General features: G+C 72.1%; 15 protein-coding genes. 7 read left to right on the top strand and 8 right to left on the bottom strand.

What is annotated here, in order from left to right:
- Positions 1-26 precede the first annotated feature (26 nt).
- Together ACFRAR_RS12530 and ACFRAR_RS12525 are read right to left on the bottom strand one after the other, a co-directional pair.
- Positions 27-1,601: an alpha/beta fold hydrolase gene (locus ACFRAR_RS12530; RefSeq protein WP_380697623.1), complete on the bottom strand. Its 1,575-nt coding sequence runs from the start codon at positions 1,599-1,601 to the stop codon at positions 27-29.
- 275 nt (positions 1,602-1,876) lie between these two features.
- Positions 1,877-2,359 (bottom strand): hypothetical protein, encoded by a 483-nt coding sequence (locus ACFRAR_RS12525; protein ID WP_380697622.1) that lies wholly within the window; start codon positions 2,357-2,359, stop codon positions 1,877-1,879.
- Between the two features lie 428 nt (positions 2,360-2,787).
- Here ACFRAR_RS12525 and ACFRAR_RS12520 point away from each other — a divergent pair, with 428 nt between their 5' ends.
- Positions 2,788-3,621, top strand: coding sequence for a proline hydroxylase (locus ACFRAR_RS12520; RefSeq protein WP_380697620.1), 834 nt, complete (start codon positions 2,788-2,790; stop codon positions 3,619-3,621).
- A 41-nt stretch (positions 3,622-3,662) separates the two neighbouring features.
- On the opposite strand, the gene ACFRAR_RS12515 is transcribed toward ACFRAR_RS12520, so the two are convergent.
- Positions 3,663-5,072 carry a hypothetical protein gene (locus tag ACFRAR_RS12515; protein ID WP_380697619.1) on the bottom strand — a complete coding sequence of 470 codons (1,410 nt, stop codon included), beginning with the start codon at positions 5,070-5,072 and terminating at the stop codon, positions 3,663-3,665.
- A gap of 286 nt (positions 5,073-5,358) precedes the next feature.
- Here ACFRAR_RS12515 and ACFRAR_RS12510 point away from each other — a divergent pair, with 286 nt between their 5' ends.
- A complete protein-coding gene (locus ACFRAR_RS12510) occupies positions 5,359-5,850 on the top strand; it encodes a GNAT family N-acetyltransferase (RefSeq protein ID WP_380697617.1) in 492 nt (163 codons plus the stop codon).
- Positions 5,851-5,950: 100 nt separating this feature from the next.
- Here the strand turns inward: ACFRAR_RS12510 and ACFRAR_RS12505 are convergent, their stop codons facing one another.
- Positions 5,951-6,562: a TetR/AcrR family transcriptional regulator gene (locus tag ACFRAR_RS12505; protein WP_380697616.1), complete on the bottom strand. Its 612-nt coding sequence runs from the start codon at positions 6,560-6,562 to the stop codon at positions 5,951-5,953.
- A gap of 142 nt (positions 6,563-6,704) precedes the next feature.
- On the opposite strand from ACFRAR_RS12505, the gene ACFRAR_RS12500 reads away from it, so the two are divergent.
- Positions 6,705-7,715 (top strand): alpha/beta fold hydrolase, encoded by a 1,011-nt coding sequence (locus tag ACFRAR_RS12500; RefSeq protein WP_380697614.1) that lies wholly within the window; start codon positions 6,705-6,707, stop codon positions 7,713-7,715.
- Positions 7,716-7,756: 41 nt separating this feature from the next.
- On the opposite strand, the gene ACFRAR_RS12495 is transcribed toward ACFRAR_RS12500, so the two are convergent.
- Together ACFRAR_RS12495 and ACFRAR_RS12490 are read right to left on the bottom strand one after the other, a co-directional pair.
- Positions 7,757-8,419 (bottom strand): hypothetical protein, encoded by a 663-nt coding sequence (locus ACFRAR_RS12495; protein WP_380697613.1) that lies wholly within the window; start codon positions 8,417-8,419, stop codon positions 7,757-7,759.
- Positions 8,416-8,976: an RNA polymerase sigma factor gene (locus ACFRAR_RS12490; protein ID WP_380697611.1), complete on the bottom strand. Its 561-nt coding sequence runs from the start codon at positions 8,974-8,976 to the stop codon at positions 8,416-8,418. Before ACFRAR_RS12490 ends, ACFRAR_RS12495 begins: the two co-directional genes overlap by 4 nt.
- 422 nt (positions 8,977-9,398) lie before the next feature.
- Here ACFRAR_RS12490 and ACFRAR_RS12485 point away from each other — a divergent pair, with 422 nt between their 5' ends.
- Positions 9,399-10,214 (top strand): SAM-dependent methyltransferase, encoded by an 816-nt coding sequence (locus ACFRAR_RS12485; RefSeq protein ID WP_380697609.1) that lies wholly within the window; start codon positions 9,399-9,401, stop codon positions 10,212-10,214.
- 247 nt (positions 10,215-10,461) lie between these two features.
- A complete protein-coding gene (locus ACFRAR_RS12480) occupies positions 10,462-11,646 on the top strand; it encodes a cytochrome P450 (RefSeq protein WP_380697608.1) in 1,185 nt (394 codons plus the stop codon).
- 109 nt (positions 11,647-11,755) lie between these two features.
- Here ACFRAR_RS12480 and ACFRAR_RS12475 read toward each other — a convergent pair whose 3' ends face one another.
- Both ACFRAR_RS12475 and ACFRAR_RS12470 read right to left on the bottom strand, forming a co-directional pair.
- Positions 11,756-17,926: a hypothetical protein gene (locus tag ACFRAR_RS12475; protein ID WP_380697606.1), complete on the bottom strand. Its 6,171-nt coding sequence runs from the start codon at positions 17,924-17,926 to the stop codon at positions 11,756-11,758.
- A gap of 290 nt (positions 17,927-18,216) precedes the next feature.
- The gene (locus tag ACFRAR_RS12470; RefSeq protein WP_380697605.1) at positions 18,217-19,875 is read right to left on the bottom strand and encodes an amidohydrolase; all 1,659 of its coding nucleotides are present in this window, start codon (positions 19,873-19,875) and stop codon (positions 18,217-18,219) included.
- 252 nt (positions 19,876-20,127) lie between these two features.
- Here ACFRAR_RS12470 and ACFRAR_RS12465 point away from each other — a divergent pair, with 252 nt between their 5' ends.
- Both ACFRAR_RS12465 and ACFRAR_RS12460 read left to right on the top strand, forming a co-directional pair.
- A complete protein-coding gene (locus ACFRAR_RS12465) occupies positions 20,128-21,111 on the top strand; it encodes a LuxR C-terminal-related transcriptional regulator (protein ID WP_380697603.1) in 984 nt (327 codons plus the stop codon).
- A gap of 211 nt (positions 21,112-21,322) precedes the next feature.
- Complete coding sequence (locus ACFRAR_RS12460) at positions 21,323-22,849, top strand: FMN-binding glutamate synthase family protein (protein WP_380697602.1); 1,527 nt, start codon at positions 21,323-21,325, stop codon at positions 22,847-22,849.
- The last annotated feature ends 130 nt before the right edge of the window (positions 22,850-22,979 follow it).

Genomic DNA, 22,979 nt, shown 5'->3' with positions numbered 1-22,979 from the left:
CGGCCCGGGCCGCCCCGGCCACCACGTCAGGGCCCGGCCGGGGCTCCGGGGCTCCGGTCGGGCAGGCGGTCCGGAAGTCGGTCCGGAAGTCGGTCCGGCAGTCGGTTGGTGAGGAGGAAGGAGGTGAGGGGGACGGAGACGCGGGGGTCGGTGAAGTCGACGCCGTGTCCGGCCGCGTCGAGGGTGACCATGGCGGCGCGGGGGCCGAAGGCCGTCAGGGTGCGGCGGGCGCCGGAGTAGGGGGTGGCGGGGTCGCGCCGGTTCTGCAGGAGCAGGATGTCGCGCGGCCCCTCGGGGTTGGGGCGCACCTGGGGCTCGTGCGGGCGGTAGTGCCAGAAGGCGCACGGCTGGACGTTGCCGGACATGCCGTCGGTGAGCGGGTACCGCTCGCGGTCGGCGGCGACGCGGGCCGCGTAGACGGCGGGGTCGCGGGGCCAGGAGGAGTCGTCGCAGACGACGGCGTCCTGGGCGGAGACGAAGTTGTCCGGGATCACCCGGGGGAGCGAGCCGTGGGCGGGGCCGGTGGCCGGCGGGGTCGTGCCACGGGTGGCGGCCAGTTGCCAGGCGGCCACCGCGAGCGGGTAGTAGCGCGGGCTGCTCAGGGAGGAGTACGTCACGGCGCGCAGGCCGGCGCCGGTGAGGGTGCGGCCGTCGCCGAGGTCGAGCGGGGCGCGGTCCAGCTCGGCGGCCAGGCGCAGGTAGGCGGCGCGCACGGCGCCGGGGGTGGCGCCGAGGTGCAGGGTGGCGTCACGGGCGGCGGCGTAGGCGGCCAGGTCCGGGAAGGTGTCCTCGGCGCCCTCGCTGAAGAGGGCGATCCCCTGCTGCTCTCCGCCGGGGGCCACCGTGCTGTCCAGCACCACGTGGTCGGCGCGGGCGGGGAAGAGGCTCGCGTAGACCTGGCCGAGGTAGGTGGCGTAGGAGGTGCCCAGGTAGGAGATCCGGCGTACGCCGAGGGCGGTGCGGATCCGGTCCAGGTCGCGGGCGGAGTTCGCCGTGGTGATGTCGGCCAGGTACGGGCCTGCGCCGGCCGCGCACCGGTCGGCGACCGCCTTGGCGTGGGCGAGGTTGGCGGTGATCGAGCCGTCCGGGGCCGGGTAGGGGTAGTTGAGCAGTGCGGTGCGTTCGTCGGCGGGCAGGTCGCAGTGGACGGGGGTGCTGTTGCCGACGCCGCGCTCGTCGAAGCCGATCAGGTCGTAGGAGTGCAGCACCGCGGGCGGCAGGAACGTGGCGGCCTGCCCCGGGTAGTCCAGCCCCGGGCCGCCGGGACCGCCCGGGACGACGACGAGGTCGCCGCGGCGGTGGGCGGGGTCGGCGGTGCGGATCCGGGAGACGGTGAGGGTGATGGTGCCGGCGCCGGGGTGCCGGTAGTCGCGGGGCACGCGCAGGCGTGCGCACTGCTGGCGCGGGTCGCGCGGGAACGGTGTGCCGTCGGCGTTCGGGGTCGGGGCCGGGCAGGCGCCCCAGTCGAGCTCGGCGGAAGCGGCGTCCGCGCGGGCGGCGTCCGTGGACGCGGAGGCGGGCGGGGCCAGGGCGGCCAGCAGGAGGGCGGCCGACAACAGCGTGCCGCCGGCGGCGGCCGTGCGGCGCAGGAGTCCGGTCATGGTGCTGACGGTACGGAGGACGGTGCGCCGTCGGCCTCGGTGCACGGGTGGACTTCCGGGCTGCCGGTCTCCACCCGGCTCCTCCACCCCGGGGTGGATCGTCGCGGTAACAGGACTGTGGTGGAAGGGAGTTGGAGTGGGTCCAGGTGAATCATGCCGGTACCGCGCCGTGTTGACCGACTGTCATCGCGCGAGCGTCGGCCGGTTCGCGGCACGGACCGGACGTGCTCCCGGGTGCCGGCGCCCCGTGGGGGATCCGGCACCCGGGGCCGGTGTCAGTAGATGAGGATGTCCCAGTGGTTGCCCTCGTTGCAGTACAGGTTGCCCGATGCGGCCTGCCACTGCGGGTAGCCGTCGCCCCGGAGACCGATGTAGGTGAAGCTGTTCTGGATGTAGCCGTCGATGCAGGAGTTGCGGGCGGTGTCGACCTTGTAGCCGTTGTAGTGGCTGTAGGTGCCGGAGGCGTGGCCCACCTCGGTCCCGCCCGTGATGTTGATGGCACAGCCGCTGGCCTGCTTGAGGGTGATGACGGCGCTCACCGTGCCCGAGTTGATCTGGTCGAACGAGGTGCAGCTGGAGTTGGACCTGGTGGTGCAGCCCCCGCTGGAGCTCCACGTGATGCCGGCGCTGCCGAACTGGCCGGCGGCCGCGGACTGCGACAGCTTGGTGCCGCTGGCGCCGGCCGTGGGCGCCGAGAGGGCGAGGCCGGCCAGGGCCAGGGCGACGACGGTGGCTGCGGTGCGTGGCTTCATCTGCATCTCCCGGTGAGGGTGGTGTGCCTCGGACACAGGGGTCGTACGCAGTGCTGTGACGCGGCAGTGCTCCGGCGCGAGGGCCGACCGATCCGTCCGGCACCACCGCCCGCGGTTCCCGGGGAACGAGGGGCGGGCTTCGCGCACCGGCGTCGACCAGGATGGCCCACCGCCGTCTATGCGAGTAGACGCCGGTCTGTGAATTTCGCGTGACGGGGGAGCGGCCTCCGGTGCGCCGCTCCGGGCCCCGGTGCCCTCGCGGGCTGCCGCACGTCGGCCACCGCTCGGCGTTGCCCCGCGCTGTCACCCGGCCGGACGGTCACGCTCGCCCGCGACCCGCGGCGAAGGGATAGTGACCTTGCGCGACAGCCCCGGCGGACTCCAGGCGTGCCGCTGCCCTTCCGTCCGGCCTCAGCGAGGGGAACACTGCTGCCATGGCACCGAGTTGGTACGGCGACGAGGCGATGTTCGGAGCGGAGACGGTCCTGGAGGGTGGGCTGCGGGAGCCTCTCCAGCGGCTGGCCGCCGGCACTTGCGCGATCGTCCGGGTGCCCGACCTGCTCCGGGATGAGCTGCGCGACGCGGGAGATCCGGGCGGCGCGGGCGGCCTGGGAGGCCTCGTCGCCCGCATCGAGCGGGCCGATTTCGAGCCCTACGACGAGGAGCGCCTCGATCCGCCGATCCTGAAGTTCGGCCCGGCGGTGTACGACTACTACACGCAGGGCCGGGTCCGGGATGCCTACTGGGAGAAGGCGGAGCAGGCCCGGAAAGCCGCACACGACCTCTACGGCGGACCCGGCCCGGCCGTCGCCCTCATGCGGCGGCTGGGTGCCGAGCTCGGCATTCCGGTGCGCCCCGCGACCATCGGGGGGCGCCCGCTGAACGTGGGCATCCTCCGCGAGTTCCCCACCGGCTCGAAGATCCACTACGACGAGGTGGTACGGGAGTTCCCCGGCCACCTCGACGACCAGCCCATCGTGCAACTCGCCTTCAACCTGCACCTGGCCGTCGCCGAGCACGGCGGCGCGCTGACCGTCTGGCGCCACCGCTGGATCCCCGCCGACGACACCCGCAAGGACGGCTACGGCTGGGCTCCGGAGGTCGTCGCGGACGTGCCGTCGGCCACGGTCCTGGCGGAGCCCGGCGAAGGCGTCTTCTTCGACTGCCGCAACTTCCACCAGGTGCGGGGCTTCGAGGGCGGTCGCCGGATCACCCTCTCCCTCTTCTTGGGGTTCACCATGAACGGCGAACTGATCGCCTGGTCCTGAGCACTTCACCCCCGGTGCGCCCGCCACGCGGCGCGGCGGCCTCAACGGCGGAACAGACCGCGCCGTTTCGTCCGCGGAACGGCCGTCGCCGCTTCCGTCGGCGCTTCCGTCGCAGCTTTCGTCGGCGGCGCGTCGAGGAGGGCCACGACGGCGTGGAGGAAGGCTCGGGCCCCGGCGGTCATGCCGGTCCGGTGCAGGCGGTGGCGGCCCGCCGCCTCCCACTCGCCCAGGACGGCCCCGCGCTCGCCGGTGATCGGGTCGACGGCGTACTCCAGGGTGAAGGTCCGTTGCGGGGAGCCGTCCTCCGGCCAGGCCAGCACCACCGCGAAGGCCTCCGTCGCCGCCCGCGGCACCGGGAGGGCGACGAGGAGCATGCGGTGCCGCACGCCCTGGACGAACCCGCCCCGGAGGCCCTCCGGCACCAGCCGCTGCTCGACCGGCAGGCTCGCACCGCACTCCTCCCAGAGCCGCCGCAACTCGCCGTCGAGCCGTTCCCCCGGCACCGCGCCCAGCCGGCCCAGCGAGGGCAGCAGGCGGTGCGCGAAGCGGTAGTGGTGCGGTCGCGGCCCGGGCAGGTCGGCTTGGTCCTCGGCCAGCCGGGTGACCGCCGCGAGGACCTCGTCCACGTGTACGAGGTCCAGCAGGCCGCCCTCGCCCACCTCGGTGAGCGGCGTCAGCTCCCCGCCGCGCCACCAGTAGGTGTGCCGCGACAGCGGGGCTGCGGACTCGTCGAACTCCCGGGCGGCCGTCTCGATCAGGGCCTGCAGCACGTCCGGTACCCGGACGTCGAACGGCGCGAACAGCAGCCGGAACGCCGTGGGGAAGGCCACCACCGCACCGTCCGGCGGAAGTTCCCGCCCGGTGACCTCGCGGTGGAGGGCGTCCAGGACGAGGACCCGGCTCCCCGTCAGCGCCGAACCGCCTGTGACGACGTGCAGGCCGCCGCCCTGCCCGGTCGACCGGAACTCGTGCTGCTCCACGGGCAGTCGGGCCAGCCGTGTGCGCGCCGCCTCGCGCAGCCGCGACGCGTCCCCGAGTTCGGCGACGGCCTCCCCGGTCAGCACCTGCCAGCCGACGGGTGACTCCAGTGCCATGAACTCCAGGATCCCGGGCGCGACTTCGAGCGCGTGCGGGTGGTGTGCGGGGTCGGCGAGGGTCGTGGCGTCCAGGAGCAGCGGGTAGAGCCTGGCCGCCGTTTCCTGCGGCGAGCCCGCGTCTCCCGCCATCGGCCCCTGGACGGCGACGACCAGTTCGAGGACATGGGCGCGGACCAGCTCCCGCAGTGGGGCCTCCGGCCGCTGCTCCACCAGTGCCAGGAGCCCTCCGAGCCCGTAGTCGCGCCCCCGTACGTCGCGGGCCACGTCCCCGTGCAGGGTGATCTCGTTCCCGAACTCCGCGAACGCCGCCCGCACCTGTGCGGCCAGCTCCGGATCCAACTCCCGACGTGCCAACGTTCCCTCCCGGCCCGTGACTTGCCCCTTCCCCCGAATTCGCAGGGTACCCCGCCCGGTCGTCGGGGGCGCCCCTCCAGGCGGTCGGCCTCGCCGCGGCCGACCCGGCCGGCGGCGCGGCCGAAGTGCAACTCCTCGGCCAGCGCCAGGAAGTAGCGCAGATGCCGGAGCTCGATTCGCTGATCCGTATCTCCAGCCTGTGGATGGCGTCCGGAGTGCGTACTGGACACCCGGGTCGGCGCGGTCGCAGGCTGACGTGGTGCCATCCAGGAAAGGAACCCGCCCCATGCCGTACTCCTCAGCCCCGCCCGTGGTCTCCTCGATCGCCTCGCCGAGCGACGCCGACGCGTTCCGCGCGCTGAACGAGGAGTGGATCTCGCGGTTGTTCACCCTGGAGGAGGCGGACCGGGCCGTACTCGGGGACCCGTTCGGCCACATCGTGGACCCGGGCGGCGACGTGCTCCTGGCCCGCGAGCCGGGAAGCGGGACCGTCGTGGGGTGCGTCGCGCTGCTGGCCCACCCGGACGCCGTGTTCGAGCTGGCGAAGATGGCCGTCTCCCCGGGCGTGCAGGGGCGCGGCATCGGCCGACGGCTGGTGGCCGCGGCGATCGACCGGGCCCGGGAGCTCGGCGCGGCCAGGCTGTTCCTCGGCACGAACAGCAGGCTGGCCCCCGCCCTCCACCTCTACGAGGACGCCGGGTTCGTGCGGATCACCCGCGACCGGCTTCCGGTGGCGGACTACTACGCCCGTGCCGACATCCTGATGGAACTGGGCTGAGGTCCCGGACCGCCGGGCTCCCGGACCCGGCCGCCGGGTTCCGGCCGCCGGGATCCGGAAGGGATCGGGGTCTTCCCCCATCGATGTCCACGGGCACCCGTCAGCCGGGGGCGTCGCGCTCGGCCGCCGCCCGGGCGAGGGAGTCCGCCACCGTGGTGCAGGCCAGCCGGGTCACGGAGCGCAGCTCGGCGTCCGAGGCGCCGGCCCGGCTCAGGACGGCCAGGGACTGGTTGACGGCGACGACGAAGGTGGCGATTTCGTCGAGCGTCCGGGCGTCGGCGGGGGAGCATGCCAGCGCGGCGCGGATCCGCTGGTGCTGGAGGGCGAGGAGGCCGCGCACCCGTGTGCCGCTCTCCTCCGTCAGCGCCGACGACTGCGCGGCGGACTGGGCGACGAGGCACCCCGGGGGAACCGCCGGGTCGGCGATGCGGTCCAGGACGACGTCGAAGAAGGCCTCGACGGCACGCTTCGGCTCGCTGGGGTGGGACGCGAGCGCCCGCTCGTACCGGGCGCCGTACACCGCCGCGTAGCGGTCGAGGCACTTGTGGAACAGGGCGTCCTTGCTGCCGAAGGTGCCGTAGAGGGAGCCTCGGCCGAGGCCGGTGGCGGAGCCGAGGGCCTCCAGTGAGGCGTCCGCGTACCCGCGCTCCCAGAACACCCGCAAGGCCTGGTCGAGGGCCGCCTCGACGTCGAACTGCTTCCGGCCGGACACCGCGCCCACCTCCTGTCTCGTCAGCGTGGTGCGAGCCTACCCGCATCTTGGACCGATCGGTCACACTATCTTTGACCGATCGGTCCAAGATGGCTAGCGTGACGGCGAGCGGTCCGGTTCCGGCCCTTCGGAAGGAAAGATCATGAGCGTGTCGCCCACACCCCTGCCCGCCCCGGGAGGCCCCGGAGGCCCCGGAGACTCCGTCCCCGAAGGCCCCGGCTCCGTCGCCGGCGCGCCGGACCTCCCGGCCGGATTCGCACGGACCTTCACCAGCCGGTACGTCGACACCGGGCACCTGCGCCTGCACGCCGTCACCGGCGGTGACGGCCCCCCGCTGCTGCTGCTCGCCGGCTGGCCGCAGAGCTGGTACGCCTGGCGCCTCCTGATGCCCGCGCTGGCACGGGACTTCCGGGTCGTCGCCGTCGACCCGCGCGGCGTCGGCCTGTCCGACAAGCCCCGGCACGGGTACGACACCGGCACCCTCGCCCGCGACATGGTGGCGCTCATGGACGCGCTCGGGCACCACCGGTTCGCCATGGTCGGCCACGACGTCGGCATGTGGACCGGCTACGCCCTGGCCGCGGACCACCCCGACCGGCTCGACCGCCTGGCCGTCGCCGAGGCCGCGATCCCCGGACTCTCGCCCACGCCGCCGCTCTTCGGCAGCCAGGAGGCCAACGACCGGCTCTGGCACTTCGCCTTCAACCGCCTCGACGGCCTCAACGAGCAACTGGTCCGGGGCCGTGAACACCTCTACTTCGCCCACCAGTTCGCCACGAAGTCCGCGAAGGCCCTGCCCGACCACGCCGTCCGGCACTACGTCGACACCCTCGCCGCCGACCCGGAGGCCCTGCGCTGCAGCTTCGAGTTCTACCGCGCGCTGGACACCACCATCGCCCAGAACCGGCGGCGCGCCGCCCGGCGACTGCCCCTCCCCGTCCTGGCGATCGGGGGAGCGGCGAACCTGGGCGCCTCGGTCGGCGCGACGATGAAGCTCGGCGCCGACGACGTGGAGACCCTGGTCGTCCCCGAGTGCGGCCACTACCCCGCCGAGGAGGCTCCGGAGGCGATGCTGTCCGCCCTGACGGCCTTCCTCGCGCCGTACCGCGCCGGGTGGACCGGGCGGGCCGCCTCGGGCCTCCCCACGGCTTGAGGCCGTCCCGGAAACGGGCTTCGGCGCCGTTCGTACGGTCGCTACCGTTCCTCGGTCAGATCGCGTACGAGGGTGCTGCTCACCTGGGGCAGCTCGCCGTACTCGGGGTCGTCGCCGTCGACCGGGAGCTGGTGGATCACGGCCGCGAGGCGGGGCGGCAGCTTCACGTCGAGGCCGTAGTGGCTCCGGGTGAGGATGTCGGTGAGCACCTGAGCCGGCAGGAGTGCGTGCGGGGGGTCCAAGACGCGCGGTGGCAGCCGGGGCTTCGTGGCCAGCGCTTCGGCCTGCTGGCGCCAGACCTCGGCGTCCAGGAACTCGCCGAGGCTGCGGTGCAACAGGCTCAGGAACGAGGCGGAGGTGTAGGAACCGCCGCCGGCCGCGAACTGCCACCAGAACTGGGCGCCGTCGCGATGGCCCACGACGTACAGCAGTGCGCCGAGGACGAGGGCGCCCTCGGGATGGATCTGCTTGTCGTTGACGAGGAGGCTCAGGGAGGGCGCGGCGGAGGGCAGCGAGAGGACCAGGGAGGTGGCGAGGTCGAGTTCGTGGGCCGCCTGCTCGTGCTCGGAGGGCATCGGGCTCGGGGCGGTCAGCAGTCGCTCCCAGGCCACCCCGGTACCGCCCGGCTGCGGCCTCGGGGCGTGGGCGGGCACGTGGACAGCGGCCGGACTCGGGCGCAGGGCCCGGCCGTTCTCGGTGGTCATCGGCTCTCCCCGCGCCGGCCGCCGAGTGCCGCGGCCAGCCGGTCGAGGGCCTGGCTCGCGGTGGACCGGACATTGGCCTCGGTCGTCCCCAGGTAGTCGGCGATCTGCTCGTCCGGCAGGTCGAGCAGGTACCGCAGCACGATCACGTCGTGGCGCCGCTCGGACAACTGCCGCAGCGCGCCGTACAGTTGCTCGTGGCTGCCGTCGGCCTCCAGCAGGTGCTCAGCCTGCTCGGCGGCGTCCCGCACCGCGTGGACCCAGCCGGGGACGTCGGCCTGGGTGGGCAGCGGTTCGCCGTTCATCATCAACTCCGCCAGGGCGGCGCCGATCTCCTCCTTGAGGATCGCCCAGGCGTGGAACGGCGGGATCTGCTCGCGCAGGATGCGGGGCCACGCCTGCCACACGCGGGCCTTCGCGATCTCCGTCGCCTCATGTGCGACCGCACCGTCGCGAAGTCGGGCGCGGGCGAACCCGATCCACGCCTTCTCGTGCGTGTCGCAGAACGCGTCGAACGTCAGGCGGTCCCGGTCTCCGACCACCCAGTCGCTCTCGTTCACGTCCCATTCCTCCCCTGCGGAGCCCCTGTCGGTCGCCGCCCGGCGCGGGCCGCCGCCGTGGTGGAACCCCACGGTCGTACGGCGGTCACAGCGGGAAATCGCTTCCCCGGTAAGAACATTAAGGCGGATTGGGTGCCGAGATGTTAATCCGCAACAAGAGGTTTAAAGATCTGACAAAGGGCTCGGCGGATGATGAAAATACTTGCTCGAACATGATCGAAGTGGGCCGCTATGTGTCCTGTTGAGGTCATCGCGCTGAACGGTTGTGTCGTGGTTGGTGAAGGTCCTTGATTGGCTCTTCGGGCGTATGGGCATAGTGGGGAAGGCCGCGTCAGGCTGCACCGCTGCTCGCCACGGGGGTGCGGACGCGGATCGGCCCTGCGCCGCGCAGGGGGAGTCGTTTGAGCTGCCAGGGGGAGTGCATGACGGACGGTACCGACCGGGTCGACGACGTGGAGGTCAACCTCGACATCCACCTGGCGCACTCCGCACGGATGTACGACTACTACCTCGGAGGTACGACGAACTTCCCCGCCGACCGCGAGGCAGCCGGCCGGGCCCTGGCGGTCTTCCCCTACGCCCGCTCCGCCGCCCGCGCGAACCGCGCCTTCATGCACCGCACCACGCACCTGCTCGCCAACGCGGGCATCCGGCAGTTCCTCGACATCGGCACCGGGATCCCCACCTCACCCAACCTGCACGAGGTCGCCCAGTCGGTCGCGCCGGACGCCAAGGTCGTCTACGCCGACAACGACCCGATCGTGCTCCTCCACGCCCAGGCACTCATGCGCGGCACCGAGCAGGGCGTCACCGCCTACGTCCAGGCCGACGTGCGCGAGCCCGCGGGCCTGTTGGACTCGGCCCGCGCCATCCTGGACTTCACCCGGCCGATCGCGCTCAGCATGAACGCCCTGCTGCACTTCGTGCCGTTCGAGGCCCAGGGGATAACCGAGGGGCTCAAGGCTCAACTGCCCAGCGGCTCCGCCCTGGTGATGAGCCACTTCACCCAGGACTTCGCCCCCGATGAGACCGGCCGCCTCATCCAGGTCTACACCGCCGCCGGAACCCCCGTCGTCGCCTGCTCCCGCGACGAGTTCGCGCGGTTCTTCACCGGCTGGGACCTGATGGACCCGGGCGTCGTCGCCACCCCGCGCTGGCACCCCGCGCCGGCGGGCGAGGCCGAGCACATCACGGACGCGGGGGCTTCGTGCTACGGGGCCGTCGCCATTCGCCCCTGACCGATCACCGCCTCGCGGCCGGTCGGTGCGGTGAGTTAAACGGGACTCTCCCCAGAGCCCGGGACGAGGGGCAGTGTGTCGCCGGACGCGTCGACAGTGTGGAGGCAGGGGGCGCCTCCGGCTCGGGCCGGGGGCGCGCGCGAGGCCGCCGCGCCCCCGCACGCCGCACGCGGCTGGGGCCGAAGCGCGCGGCGGCGCGGACGCCTGGGTATCGGGAACTGCGTACCGGACGGCCACTGGAGGTCCCATGAGTGAGCAGGAAACGCCGCCAATCTCGATCTTCTACCGCCGCGACGGCCTGGACCCGGGCTCAGCCCTCGGCGAGGCCCAGCGCGAGAACCCCGTCCAGCACGTCCAGGACTTCTGGCTGCACCGGGACGGCGCCTTCTGGCTCGTCACCCGGTACGCCGACGTGCGGCGCGTGCTGGCCGACCAGGAGACGTTCGCGATGCACGACCCGGAACGCGCGCCGGTCCTGCCGAACGAACTCCTCAACATGGACCCTCCGGAGCACACCCGGCTGCGCCACGTCCTCACACCGGAGTTCACCGCGAAACGGATCCGCGCGCTGGAACCGATGATCCGCACCCTGGTCGGCGAACTGATCGACGGCATGGAATCGCGGGGCTCCTCGGCGGACCTGATGGACGTTTTCGCCCTGCCACTGCCCCTCGGGGTGATCTGCGGACTGCTCGGCGTCCCCGACCCCGATCAGGAGCAGTTCCACCACTGGTCCCGGACCACGCTGGACCTCGGACTCCCCATCGAGGAACGGATCGCGGCCGGCCGGGAGTCGAACGAGTACATGGCCTCGCTGGTGGCGGAGAAGCGGCGCAGCCCGGACGACGGGATGATCGGCATGCTCGTCCGGGAGCACGGCGGCGCGGTGTCGGACTCCGAACTGGTCGGCGTCTGCGAGCTGTTGCTGCTCGCCGGCCACGTCACCGTGTCCAACACGATCGGCCTGGGCGTGCTCGCCCTGCTGTCGCGCCCGGAACAGGCCGACCGGCTGCGCAACGCCTCCGAGGGCGATCCCGTGATCGACGGCGCCATCGAGGAACTGCTGCGGTTCCTCTCGGTCTCCAGCACCGCACTGGCGCGAACTGCCCAGCGTGACACCGAGATCGGCGGTGTTCCGGTCAAGGCCGGTGACCAGGTCGTCTGCCAACTGCCGGTGGCCAACCGCGACCCGGTGCTCGGCGCCGGGATGGACCGCCTCGACATCGGACGCAAGCCCGTGTCGCACGTGACCTTCGGACACGGCCCGCACCACTGCCTCGGCGCGCCACTGGCCCGCGCCGAACTGCGGATCGCGCTGCCCGAGCTCCTCCGACGTCTGCCCGGTCTCGCGCTCGCGTGTCCGGCGGAAGAGGTGCCCTACCGCGTCAACAACGAGGTCTACGGTCTCCACGCACTGCCGGTCACCTGGTGACGAAGTGACATCGGCTCCGTGACGCGAGGGCCGTACAGCACGCCGGTGGCCGGGTATGTGTTTCTCCCGGGCCCACCGCTGTCGGACCGTCAGGGCCGGTTCGACCGGATCAGATCCACTGGCTCACTCCTCCCGAGCCGGCCAGGAACGGGCGCAGCCATTCGAGGCCGGTCGTCGGAGGCCGGGTGGTGACGTAGGGGAGCGTCGACCAGGCGGACGTCAGCAGGCTCCCGGTGTCCTGCCGGGGGCGCTGGTGCCCGTCGTGGCCGTGACCGGGCTTGTGGTGGTGGCACTTGTCGTGCTCGCACGGCGGTTCGCACCTGGCGAGTGCGGAGGACGGCGGCGTGGTGATCGGAGTGCCATCGGGTCCGATGACCGTGGCGGTGACCGTGTTGACGGTGTCCTCACTGATCAGGCTGGAGCAGTAGAACGTCTTCGTCTCGCCTGCCGCCAGGTCGAACGACCCGGCTGCCACCTCGCAGGCCCGCTCCTGGGCGTCGGTCAGGGTGATGCCGGTCAGGTCCGTGGTGCCGTTGTTGGTGATAGTGATCTGCCAGAAGGCCTGGCACTTGTCCGGCTCACAGAGTTCCTCGGGCGCGTTGCCCTTGCGCAGGGTCACCTCCTTGCCCCACGGACCGGCTCCGCCCTCGACGCAGTCGGCGGAGTCGTCGGACTGGCAGACCTTCTTGTCGACGGTCAGCGACGGCGTGGGTTCGCACACGTCGACGGTGGCTTCGGAGGGTGGGGTGGTGATGGGGGTGCCGTCAGGGCCGGGGAAGGTGGCGGTGACGGTGTTGACGGTGTGTTGGGTGATGTTGGCCAGGTCGCAGAAGATCTGGCGTGAGGCGCCGACGGCGAGGTTGAAGGTGCCGGCGGCGGTCACGCAGGAGGGTGACACGCTGTCCGTCAGCGTGATTCCGGTGACGGGGGCTGTGCCGGTGTTGGTGACGGTGATGCGCCAGTAGGCGGTGGTGCCGGAGGGGATGGTGGTGTTCTTGGCCCAGGGGCCGGGGCCGCCATCCGCGCAGTCAGCGGGGTTGGTCGAGGTGCAGACCTCCTTGTTGATGCTGACGGACGGTACGACCGGCGGAGTCACATCCACCGTCGCCTCGGAGGGCGGGGTGGTGATCGGTGTGCCACCGGGGCCGGGGAAGGTGGCCGTGACGGTGTTCACGGTGTGTTGGGTGACGTTGGCCAGGTCGCAGAACACCTGACGTGAGGCGCCGACGGCCAGGTCGAACGTCCCGGCAGCCGTCACGCAGGAGGGCGACACGCTGTCCGTCAGCGTGATGCCGGTGACGGGGACTGTGCCGGTGTTGGTCACCGTGATGCGCCAGTAGGCCGTGGTGCCGGAGGGGATGGTGGTGCTCTTCGTCCAGGGGCCGGGGCCGCCGTCGGTGCAGTCAGTGGGGTTGGTGGAGGTGCAGACCTCCTTGTTGATGCTGATGGATGGGAGGACGGGCGGTGTCACGTCGACGGTGGCTTCGGAGGGTGGGGTGGTGATGGGGGTGCCGTCAGGGCCGGGGAAGGTGGCGGTGACGGTGTTGACGGTGTGTTGGGTGATGTTGGCCAGGTCGCAGAAGGTCTGGCGTGAGGCGCCGACGGCGAGGTTGAAGGTGCCGGCGGCGGTCACGCAGGAGGGTGACACGCTGTCCGTCAGGGTGATGCCCGTGACGGGGATTGTGCCGGTGTTGGTCACTGTGATGCGCCAGTACGCCGTGTCCCCGGACGGGATCGTCGTGTTGGCGGCCCACGGTCCGCTGCCGCCCTCGACGCAGTCGGCGGCGTTGGTGGAGGTGCAGACCTCCTTCAGGATGGCCAGCGACGGTACGTCCACCGTCGCTTCGGACGGGGGTGTGGTGATGGGGGTGCCGTCAGGGCCGGGGAAGGTGGCGGTGACGGTGTTGACGGTGTGCTGGGTGATGTTCGTGAGGTCGCAGAACACCTGGTGCGAGGCGCCGACCGCGAGGTCGAAGGTGCCGGCGGCCGTCACGCAGGAGGGCGACATGCTGTCGGTCAGCGTGATTCCGGTGACGGGGACTGTGCCGGTGTTGGTGACGGTGATGCGCCAGTAGGCGGTGGTGCCGGAGGGGATGGTGGTGTTCTTGGCCCAGGGGCCTGGGCCGCCGTCGGTGCAGTCAGTGGGGTTGGTGGAGGTGCAGACCTCCTTGTTGATGCTGATCGACGGTACGGCCGGCGGAGTCACATCCACCGTCGCCTCGGAGGGTGGGGTGGTGATCGGTGTGCCACCGGGGCCGGGGAAGGTGGCCGTGACGGTGTTCACGGTGTGTTGGGTGACGTTGGCCAGGTCGCAGAACACCTGACGTGAGGCGCCGACGGCCAGGTCGAACGTCCCGGCAGCCGTCACGCAGGAGGGCGACACGCTGTCCGTCAGGGTGATGCCCGTGACGGGGACTGTGCCGGTGTTGGTCACCGTGATGCGCCAGTACGCCGTGTCCCCGGACGGGATCGTCGTGTTGGCGGCCCACGGTCCGCTGCCGCCCTCGACGCAGTCGGCGGCGTTGGTGGAGGTGCAGACCTCCTTCAGGATCGCGAGCGACGGCACGTCCACCGTCGCCTCGGAGGGTGGGGTGGTGATGGGGGTGCCGCCAGGGCCGGGGAAGGTGGCCGTGACCGTGTTGACCGTGTGTTGGGTGACGTTCGTCAGGTCGCAGAACACCTGGTGCGAGGCGCCGGCCGCCAGGTCGAACGTCCCGGCAGCCGTCACGCAGGAGGGCGACACGCTGTCCGTCAGCGTGATGCCCGTGACCGGAACCGTCCCGGTGTTGGTCACCGTGATCCGCCAGAATGCCGTGGCACCGGGCGCGACGGTCGCGTTCTTCGCCCAGGGGCCCGGGCCGCCGTCCGCGCAGTCAGCGGGGTTGGTGGAGGTGCAGACCTCCTTGTTGATGCTGATGGACGGTACGTCGACCGTCGCCTCGGAGGGTGGGGTGGTGATGGGGGTGCCGTCAGGGCCGGGGAAGGTGGCCGTGACGGTGTTGACGGTGTGTTGGGTGATGTTCGCCAGGTCGCAGAACACCTGGTGCGATGCGCCGACGGCGAGGTCGAAGCTGCCGGCGGCGGTGGCGCAGGCGGGGGTGACCGGGTCAGTGAGGGTGATGCCGGTGACGGGGATTGTGCCGGTGTTGGTCACCGTGATGCGCCAGTAGGCCGTGGCGCCGGGTGCGACGGTGGTGTTCTTGGCCCAGGGGCCCGGGCCGCCGTCCGCGCAGTCAGTGGGGTTGGTGGAGGTGCAGACCTGCTTGTCGATGCTGATGGACGGTACGGCGGGCGGCGTCACGTCGACCGTCGCCTCGGAGGGCGGGGTGGTGATCGGTGTTCCACCGGGGCCGGGGAAGGTGGCTGTGACGGTGTTGACGGTGTGCTGGGTGACGTTGGTCAGGTCGCAGAACACCTGGTGCGAGGCGCCGACGGCTAGGTCGAACGATCCTGCCGCGGTCACGCAGGAGGGCGACACGCTGTCCGTCAGGGTGATGCCCGTGATCGGGACCGTGCCGGTGTTGGTCACCGTGATGCGCCAGTACGCCGTGTCCCCGGACGGGATCGTCGTGTTGGCGGCCCACGGCCCGCTGCCGCCTTCCACACAGTCGGCGGCGTTGGTGGAGGTGCAGACCTCCTTCAGGAGGGCCAGCGACGGCACGTCGACCGTCGCCTCGGAGGGGGGCGTGGTGATCGGTGTTCCACCGGGGCCGGGGAAGGTGGCGGTGACGGTGTTGACGGTGTGTTGGGTGACGTTCGTCAGGTCGCAGAACACCTGGTGCGAGGCGCCGACGGCTAGGTCGAACGATCCTGCCGCAGTCACGCACGACGGTGACACGCTGTCCGTCAGGGTGATTCCGGTGACCGGAACCGCGCCGGTGTTGGTGACGGTGATCCGCCAGTAGGCGGTGGAGCCGGGGGCGACCGTCGTCGATGCGGCCCATGGTCCGCTACCGCCGTCCACGCAGTCGGACGCCGTCGCGGAGGTGCAGACCTCCTTGAGGACGGTCAGCGCCGGGGCGCACTCGGCGCCCGGGGTCACCTGGAGGGTGACGGTGTTGGAGGTGACGGGTGCCTGGCCGTTGGTGACGGCGGAGGCCTGGTCGGAGACGGAGGTGACGGCGCAGTCGGTCGCCACGATGGTCTCGTAGCAGATCTGCGGCGCGTCGCCGACGAAGGTCACCTGCATCTTCGGCTGGTTGCCGGGGGTGAAGGCCGAACCGTTGATCAGGGTGAGGTTGGCGATCACCTGGATCGGCGCGTCACTGGTCGGGACGGACGAGATGTCCGCCGTCTCGGTGGCGGGGTTGAACGGGAAGGTGCCGAGGGTGGTGCCGTCGGCGGCGAGGACGGTCACCGAGGACTGGGTGAAGTCGACGGTCGTCGGGTCGATGTCGAGGAGGCTGACCGTGCCGTAGGACCTCACGTGCCCGGTCGCTCCGTCGCAGTAGTACGCGGAGGGGTTGAGGGTGCTCTGGGCCTTGGTCTTCAGGCAGGGTGAGGCGCCGGTGATCGGGTCGAGCGTGAACAGGTAGCCGGTGTCGCCGAGGCTGTACTTGCACTGGCCGTCGTAGGCGAAGCCGTACGGGCGGGTGTCGCCGCCGTTGACGTTGAGCGGGCCGTCGACGACGCCGTTGGTGCCGTACTGGGCGCAGGGGGCCTGGGTGTTCCAGTCGTAGCAGTACTCGGTGCTGTTGCTGGTCGGGCTGATGCTCTGGTAGATCCAGAGCGGGAACTCGGTCTCCAGGTGCCCGTTGGGGGCGGTGATGGTCAGCGGTACCTGGAAGTTGGCTTCGCCGGTGGCGACGTTGGTGCTGAGCAGGGGTTGGAGGCCGGGGGGTGCGGCGATCGGGTTGCCCGCCAGGTCGAAGCAGACGACGGTGCCGACGGGCGGGGTGACCTCCTGGTAGACGCCGCCGACCGCCGTGCAGACACCGGTGACGGTACCCGCCGGGTCGTACATCTCGAAGACGTTGTCGGCCCGGGCGGGGGCGGTGCCGTTCGGGGTGACCACGGTCTTGGGGACGGCCCAGCCGGTGCAGGCGGCGTTGGTCGACGGGTCGAAGCAGGACATCACCGTGGGTGCGGGGGCCAGGGTGTTGTCGGTGACGTAGATCTTGCCGTCGATCACCCGCATGATGCCGGCGTAGTCGCCGCTGAAGACGGACTGCCCCTCGTTGGGCGGCAGGCCGATGTCGAAGGTGCCGCAGGAGGCGTTGGTGGCGGGGTCGTAGCAGAGGATCTCGCCGGTGCCGGAGACCGCGTAGATCAGCTGGTTCGGTGCCTCGACGACGCCGCCGATGACCTGCCCGGTGCCGGTCTGGAGGGCGGTGAAGCCGCAGCTGGCCTGGGTCTGGAGGTCGATGCAGCCGACGCCGATCAGCGCGAAGGTGACCCGGCTGATCGCGGCGTAGTACAGCTTGGAGCCGATCTGCACGTAGGTCGGGGTGCGGGTGCTGCCGATGTCGCCGGTGGTCTCGCCGGCCACCGAGGAGTTCAGCGCCTGGGGCCAGGTGGCGGGGGCTCCGCTCGGGGTCGGGCAGGGCCCGTTGGTGAGCAGGTCGGTACAGACCACGCTGGCGGTGTTGGAGAAGCCGTGGTGGTAGATGTTCCAGATCTCGGGCGTGGCGACGCCGTTGATCGTGGCGGTGTAGCGGATGGGGGTGAAGCCGTCGCCGCCGGTGGCCGTGTTGACCGGGGTGAACGGCGGCGGGATCTGGACCACCTGGCCGGTCGCCGGGGACGAGAGCATCGGGTTGGTGGCCTGCACGACGTTGGTGGCGGCGCCCGCGTCGGTGCCGGAGAAGGTCGTGCCGCCGTCGGTGGACCAGTGCTTGGTGAAGCCGGGGGGTGCCTGGAGCGAGCCGGGCGCGTAGGACTGGGTCTGCGGGGTGCTGCCCGGTCCGCCCTGGATCGGGTCGGTGATCGTGGTGTCGACGGGGGCGCCGTCCGGGTTGGTCAGGGAGACGACCCAGCGGACGGTGTCGCCGTGGGCGGTCTCGGTGGTGCTGCCGGTGGCGAGGTCGGTGCCGGTCTTCGTCAGGGTCACCGGCTGCTGGCGCACGCCGTGCCGGCTGGTTCCGCTGTCGGTGGGGCTGCCCGCGGCAGGGGTGCGCGTGGTGTGGGCCGTGGCGTGCGCCGCCGCGGGCGCGGCGAAGGACCCGGCGGCCGTGGCGAACGCGAGGAGGAGGGGGAGCGCCGCCCGGGTGAGGCGGTCGCGGATGGCGAGCGGTCGATGGCGTTCTCGCTCGCACCCGCGGGCGGGTGGACGACTCCTCATGACGATTCCCTTCGATCGAGCGGTCCGGTGGCACACGGTGTGCTGGAGGGCGGTGATGCGTTGGCTACCGTGAACCGGGTGCACTCGGTCGATGAATCGCTACCCACGGTGACCATGTGGGTAGTATGCAGTCTGAAAATCCGACAAATATTGGTCAAGAGCTCCAAAAGTGGACACATTCACCCTGGGGTGTGCGGCGCATCGACCTGACGGACGCTCACCGGCCCCGGGGCGGCGCCTGCCCCCGGCCCGCGCGCCAGGCCGCGCGAGGACCGGGGACGGGGGCGCGCTCAGGCCCCGGCGGCGTGGACCCGCGAGCCGCGCAGGTAGGTGGCCAGCACGTCCGTCTCGTGGATCCGGCGGGCGTCGACCTCGAACAGGTTCTGCGACAGCACGAGGAAGTCCGCGGACTTCCCCACCTCGATGCTGCCGACCCGCTCGCCGAGCCCCAGCGCCTCGGCCGGGCGCCGGGTGAAGCTGACCAGCGCCTCATGGAGGGTGAGCCGCTGCGCGGGGTTGACGGTCTCCTCGCTGCCGCCCGGGGCCTGTCGGGTGACCATCGTCTCGATCCCGGTCCAGGTGTGCGGAGTCGGCGCCCCGGCGGGCCAGTCGGAGCCGGCCGAGACGTTGGCCCCGGCGGCCAGCAGGTCGGCCAGCGGCCAGGCCCGCTCGATGACCTCGGCCGGCACGCAGGCCGCCAGGCTGTCCTGGATGATGCCCGGGTACCAGAGGTAGGGCGAGGCGTCGGCGACCACTCCCAGCTCGCCGAACCTGCGGATGTCGGACGGGGTGACGTACTCGGTGTGGGCGAGGTGGAACATCGGCCGAGACCCGTGCCGTTCGCGGATGACCGCGATCGCGTCCAGGGCCATCCGCGTCGAGGCGTCCCCGGCCGCGTGGATCTTCACCCCGCGCCCGGCGGAGACGGCCGTCTCCAGTTCCTCGACCAGCTCGTCCAGGTCGTACAGGCACTCCCCGGAATCCGACCCGTGGTCGGAGCACCCGTGCGGCAGGTACGGGTCCAGCATCGCGGCGGTCCGGGTCATCGGAACGCCGTCGAGGAACACCTTGACGAATCCCACGTGGAGCAGCTCGGAGCCGAACTGCCCGGACACCGCCAGCAGTTCCTTCCCGCTGATGCCGGCCTCCGCGAGCAGGGGGCGCGCCACCGTGGAGGTCACGACCCGGAGGGTGAGCTCGCCCTCGGCCTCCATCGCCGTGAGCGTGCGCAGTGCCGCCTCCATGGTCGCGGCGTCGCAGACGGTGGTGATCCCGTGCCGGTTGCAGACCTGCGCGGCTGTCGCGAAGCTGACGCGGTGGCGCGCGTCCGGGTCCTCGACGCTCGCGGCGAACGCCTCCTCCGCGATGCGGGACGCCTGTTCCCACAGGACGCCGGTGAGGCGGCCCCGGCCGTCGCGTACGTACGTGCCGCCCTCGGGGTCGGGAGAGTCCTCCGTGACCCCCATCGCCCGGAGGGCGGCGCTGTTGACCCACCTGTTGTGCTGGGTGTCGTCCCTGAGCAGCACGGGGCGCCCGGCGGACGCCCGGTCGAGCACGGCGAGCAGGCCGACGTCCGCGAGCCCGTCCATCGTCGTCGAGCCGATGACACCGCCGACGATCCACTCCTCGGGCCCCAGCCGCGCCGCGCGGGCCGCGACCGCCTCGCAGATCTCCTCGGGTCCGAAGTGCGGCGCGATCGGGAGGTCCCACGCCACCAGCGCGCCGCCCAACGAGAGGTGGGTGTGGACGTCGCAGATCCCCGGCATGACCATCCGGCCGCCGGCGTCGAGGACGGTGGTGTCGGGGCCGGCGAGCCGCGAGACCTCCGCGGAGCTGCCGACGGCGGTGAACTCGCCGTCGGCGACGGCGAACGCCTCGGCGGCGGTGCCCGCCGGATCCGCGGTGAACACGGCGGCGCTGACAACGATCAGATCGGGTGTCTTCGTCATGGCTTCCTTCGCTCGGCTCGACGGTGAGTCGGGATGTTGGGCTGAAAGCTACGAGTCCGTGAGGTGCCGCACCTCGGCCGAAAGGCCGTTCCGCCCGCACCCGGGATGTGCGTCGGCGGCGGACGGGTGGACTGGCGGCCGGGGCGAACCGGCCTGCGGCGGCCCGCCAACACCGCTCTGCCGCAGGCCGATCGGGGGTTGACACCACGCCGTGGTGATCGTCATGATTTCGTCCGATATGGGAGGTTTCGAATGGCGGTGGACATGCGGTGGTGGGCCCGGCTCGCCGAGGAGGTCCGCGCGGCCGGCCGCGGTGACGTGCCGGTCGAACTCCCGCTGCGCGCGGTGCGGGACGAGCTCGGCTTCGACTGCGCCGCGCTGGTCGCCTCCGGGCCTCCGTCCTCCGGTGGCACCCCGCACACCGCCGTCGTCAACCTCGGCTATCCGTCGCAGACCCTCACCTACATCACCACCCGGTACAGCCGGACCTGCCCGGTCCACCGGTTCGCCACGCGCCAGGGCACGCCGGTGCGGTTCGTGGACGTGCCGTTCGACTACCGGGAGACCCGGACCTACCGGGACGCGCTCCTGCCCAACGGATTCCGCGAAGGCCTGACCCTGCCGCTGGCGCCACCCGCCCCCGGTGCGGCGCGGCCGGGCTTCGTCGTGATGAGTTCCCGTCGTGCCACGCCGCTCGACGACGAGTCGTGCCTCGCGCTGACGATGCTCTCGCACGACCTCGCCGGACTCCTCGACCCCGGGGCCGAGGCCGACGGCGCCCCCGCCGAGGTGGTCCTCCGGGTCACCCCGGACCTGGTCGAGGCCAGGGCCGGAGACCTCCGGCAGGTGCCGCTCACCCGTGCCGAGCTGCGCCTCACCGCACAGGCCGCGGCGGTCGGCGCGGGCGGCCGGACCGGCTTCCACCACCGGGCCGCCGACGGCACCTGGTGGCACGTCCGCGCGGTGCGCCGGCCGGACGCGGTCGTGGTCCGGATCGGCCGGGCTCCGGCGCTCGGGCGGCTCACCGGCCGGGAGCTCGACGTCGTCGGCCTGGTCGCCCGGGGGTGGTCCAACGAGCGGATCTCCCGGGGGCTGGGCATCGCGGTCCGTACCGTCCGGAGCCACGTCGAGTCCTCGCTCGTCAAGCTGGACCGCCCCAACCGCACGGCGCTGGCCCGCACCGCCTTCGAGCGGGAGCTCGACACCCTGGGCGCCCTGCGGGCCGCGAACGGCTGACGGCGGCCGCGGGCGACCGCCGCCCAACCGGAACCGGAGCCTCCCGGCACGCCCCTGGGCGCGGGCCCGGTCACCTGGCCTCATACGATCGTCCCGCATTCTCCGACGGACGGTGCCGGCCGCTCGGCCGGGCGCCTGCCGTCCACCACCCCGCACGACCCTCGGCTCCACCGCGCACCGCGATGGAGTCGTGCATCGAGGAGGAACGTTCATGCAAGCCCGGAAGATCGGCGCGGCCGCCGCGACCGCGGTGGCGGTCCTGGCCGCCCGCGACCTCATCCAGAAGAGGCACGCCCTGCTCCGGAACTTCCCGGTGGTCGGGCACGCCCGGTACCTGCTGGAGAGGATCGGGCCGGAGCTGCGGCAGTACATCGTGACCTCCAACGAGGAGGAGCGTCCGTTCAGCCGTGACCAGCGCACCTGGATCTACGCGTCGGCGAAGGAGGAGAACAACTACTTCGGGTTCGGCACCGAGGTCGACGTCGAGCACGTCCAGGGGCACGCCTACCTGAAGCAGCGCACCTTCGCCGGGGCGCTGCCCGACGCCCACGACCCGCAGGCGCCGCTGCCCTCGGCCAAGGTGCTGGGCGGCCCGCGCGGGCGCGCCAAGGCGTTCCGGCCGGCGAGCGTGGTGAACATCTCGGCGATGAGCTTCGGCTCGCTCTCCGGCGCGGCCATCACGGCGCTCAACCAGGGGGCGGCGCTCGCGGGCGCGATGCACAACACCGGCGAGGGCGGCCTCTCGCCGCACCACCGCAACGGCGGTGACCTCGTGCTCCAGCTCGGTACCGCGTACTTCGGCTGCCGCAACGAGGACGGCAGCTTCAACCTGGACAAGCTCAAGGACGTCGTCGCCGGGGCTCCGGTCAGGGCGATAGAGATCAAGCTCTCCCAGGGCGCCAAGCCCGGGCTGGGCGGGATGCTGCCGGGCGCGAAGGTGACCCCGGAGATCGCCGGGATCCGCGGCATCCCGGTCGGCCAGGACTGCGCCTCGCCGTCGCGGCACACCGCGTTCGGCGACGTCGACTCGATGCTCGACTTCGTCGAGCTGCTCGCCACCGAGACCGGTCTGCCGGTGGGCGTCAAGAGCGCCGTGGGCGAGATGGGCTTCTGGCAGGAGCTGGCCAGGCTGATGGCGCGCGGCGACCGCGGGGTCGACTTCGTGACCATCGACGGCGGCGAGGGCGGCACCGGGGCGGCGCCGCGGATGTTCGCGGACTCGGTGTCGCTGCCGTTCCGGATGGGCTTCTCCCGGGTCTACGGCACCTTCGCCGAGCTGGGGCTGACCGACGAGCTGACCTTCATCGGCTCCGGGAAGCTCGGTCTGCCGGAGAACGCCGCGGTCGCCTTCGCCCTGGGCGCGGACATGATCAACGTGGCCCGTGAGGCGATGCTGTCGATCGGCTGCATCCAGGCGCAGAAGTGCCACACCGACAAGTGCCCCACCGGCATCGCCACCCAGAACCCGTGGCTGGCCCGCGGCGTCGACCCGGCCTCGAAGTCCACCCGGGCCGCCGTCTACCTGCGCACCCTGCGCAAGGAGCTGATGAAGGTCTCGTCCGCCGTCGGCGTGGCCCACCCGGCGCTCATCACCGCCGACGACATCGAGGTCATGAACGGCGACTACGAGGCCCGCACGCTGGCCGGGGTCTACGGCTACAAGGAGGGCTGGGGCGAGCTGGGCCCGCGGCTCGCCAAGGAGATCACGGAGCTGATGACCGCGAAGCCCGTGGTCTGACACCTCCTTCGCCGGCCTCGGCCGGCATCCGGCGGCGGGGGGCCGGGGGGCGGGGCGCCCGGGCCGCCCGCGGCGGGGGGGGCCCCCGCGCGGTTTGGTGGACGCGAAAATGGTGCCGGGGGAGAGTAGG

Source organism: Kitasatospora sp. NPDC056651, from assembly GCF_042792155.1.
Classification (GTDB): Bacteria; Actinomycetota; Actinomycetes; order Streptomycetales; family Streptomycetaceae; genus Kitasatospora.
This window is presented reverse-complemented; position numbering and strand designations above follow the sequence as displayed.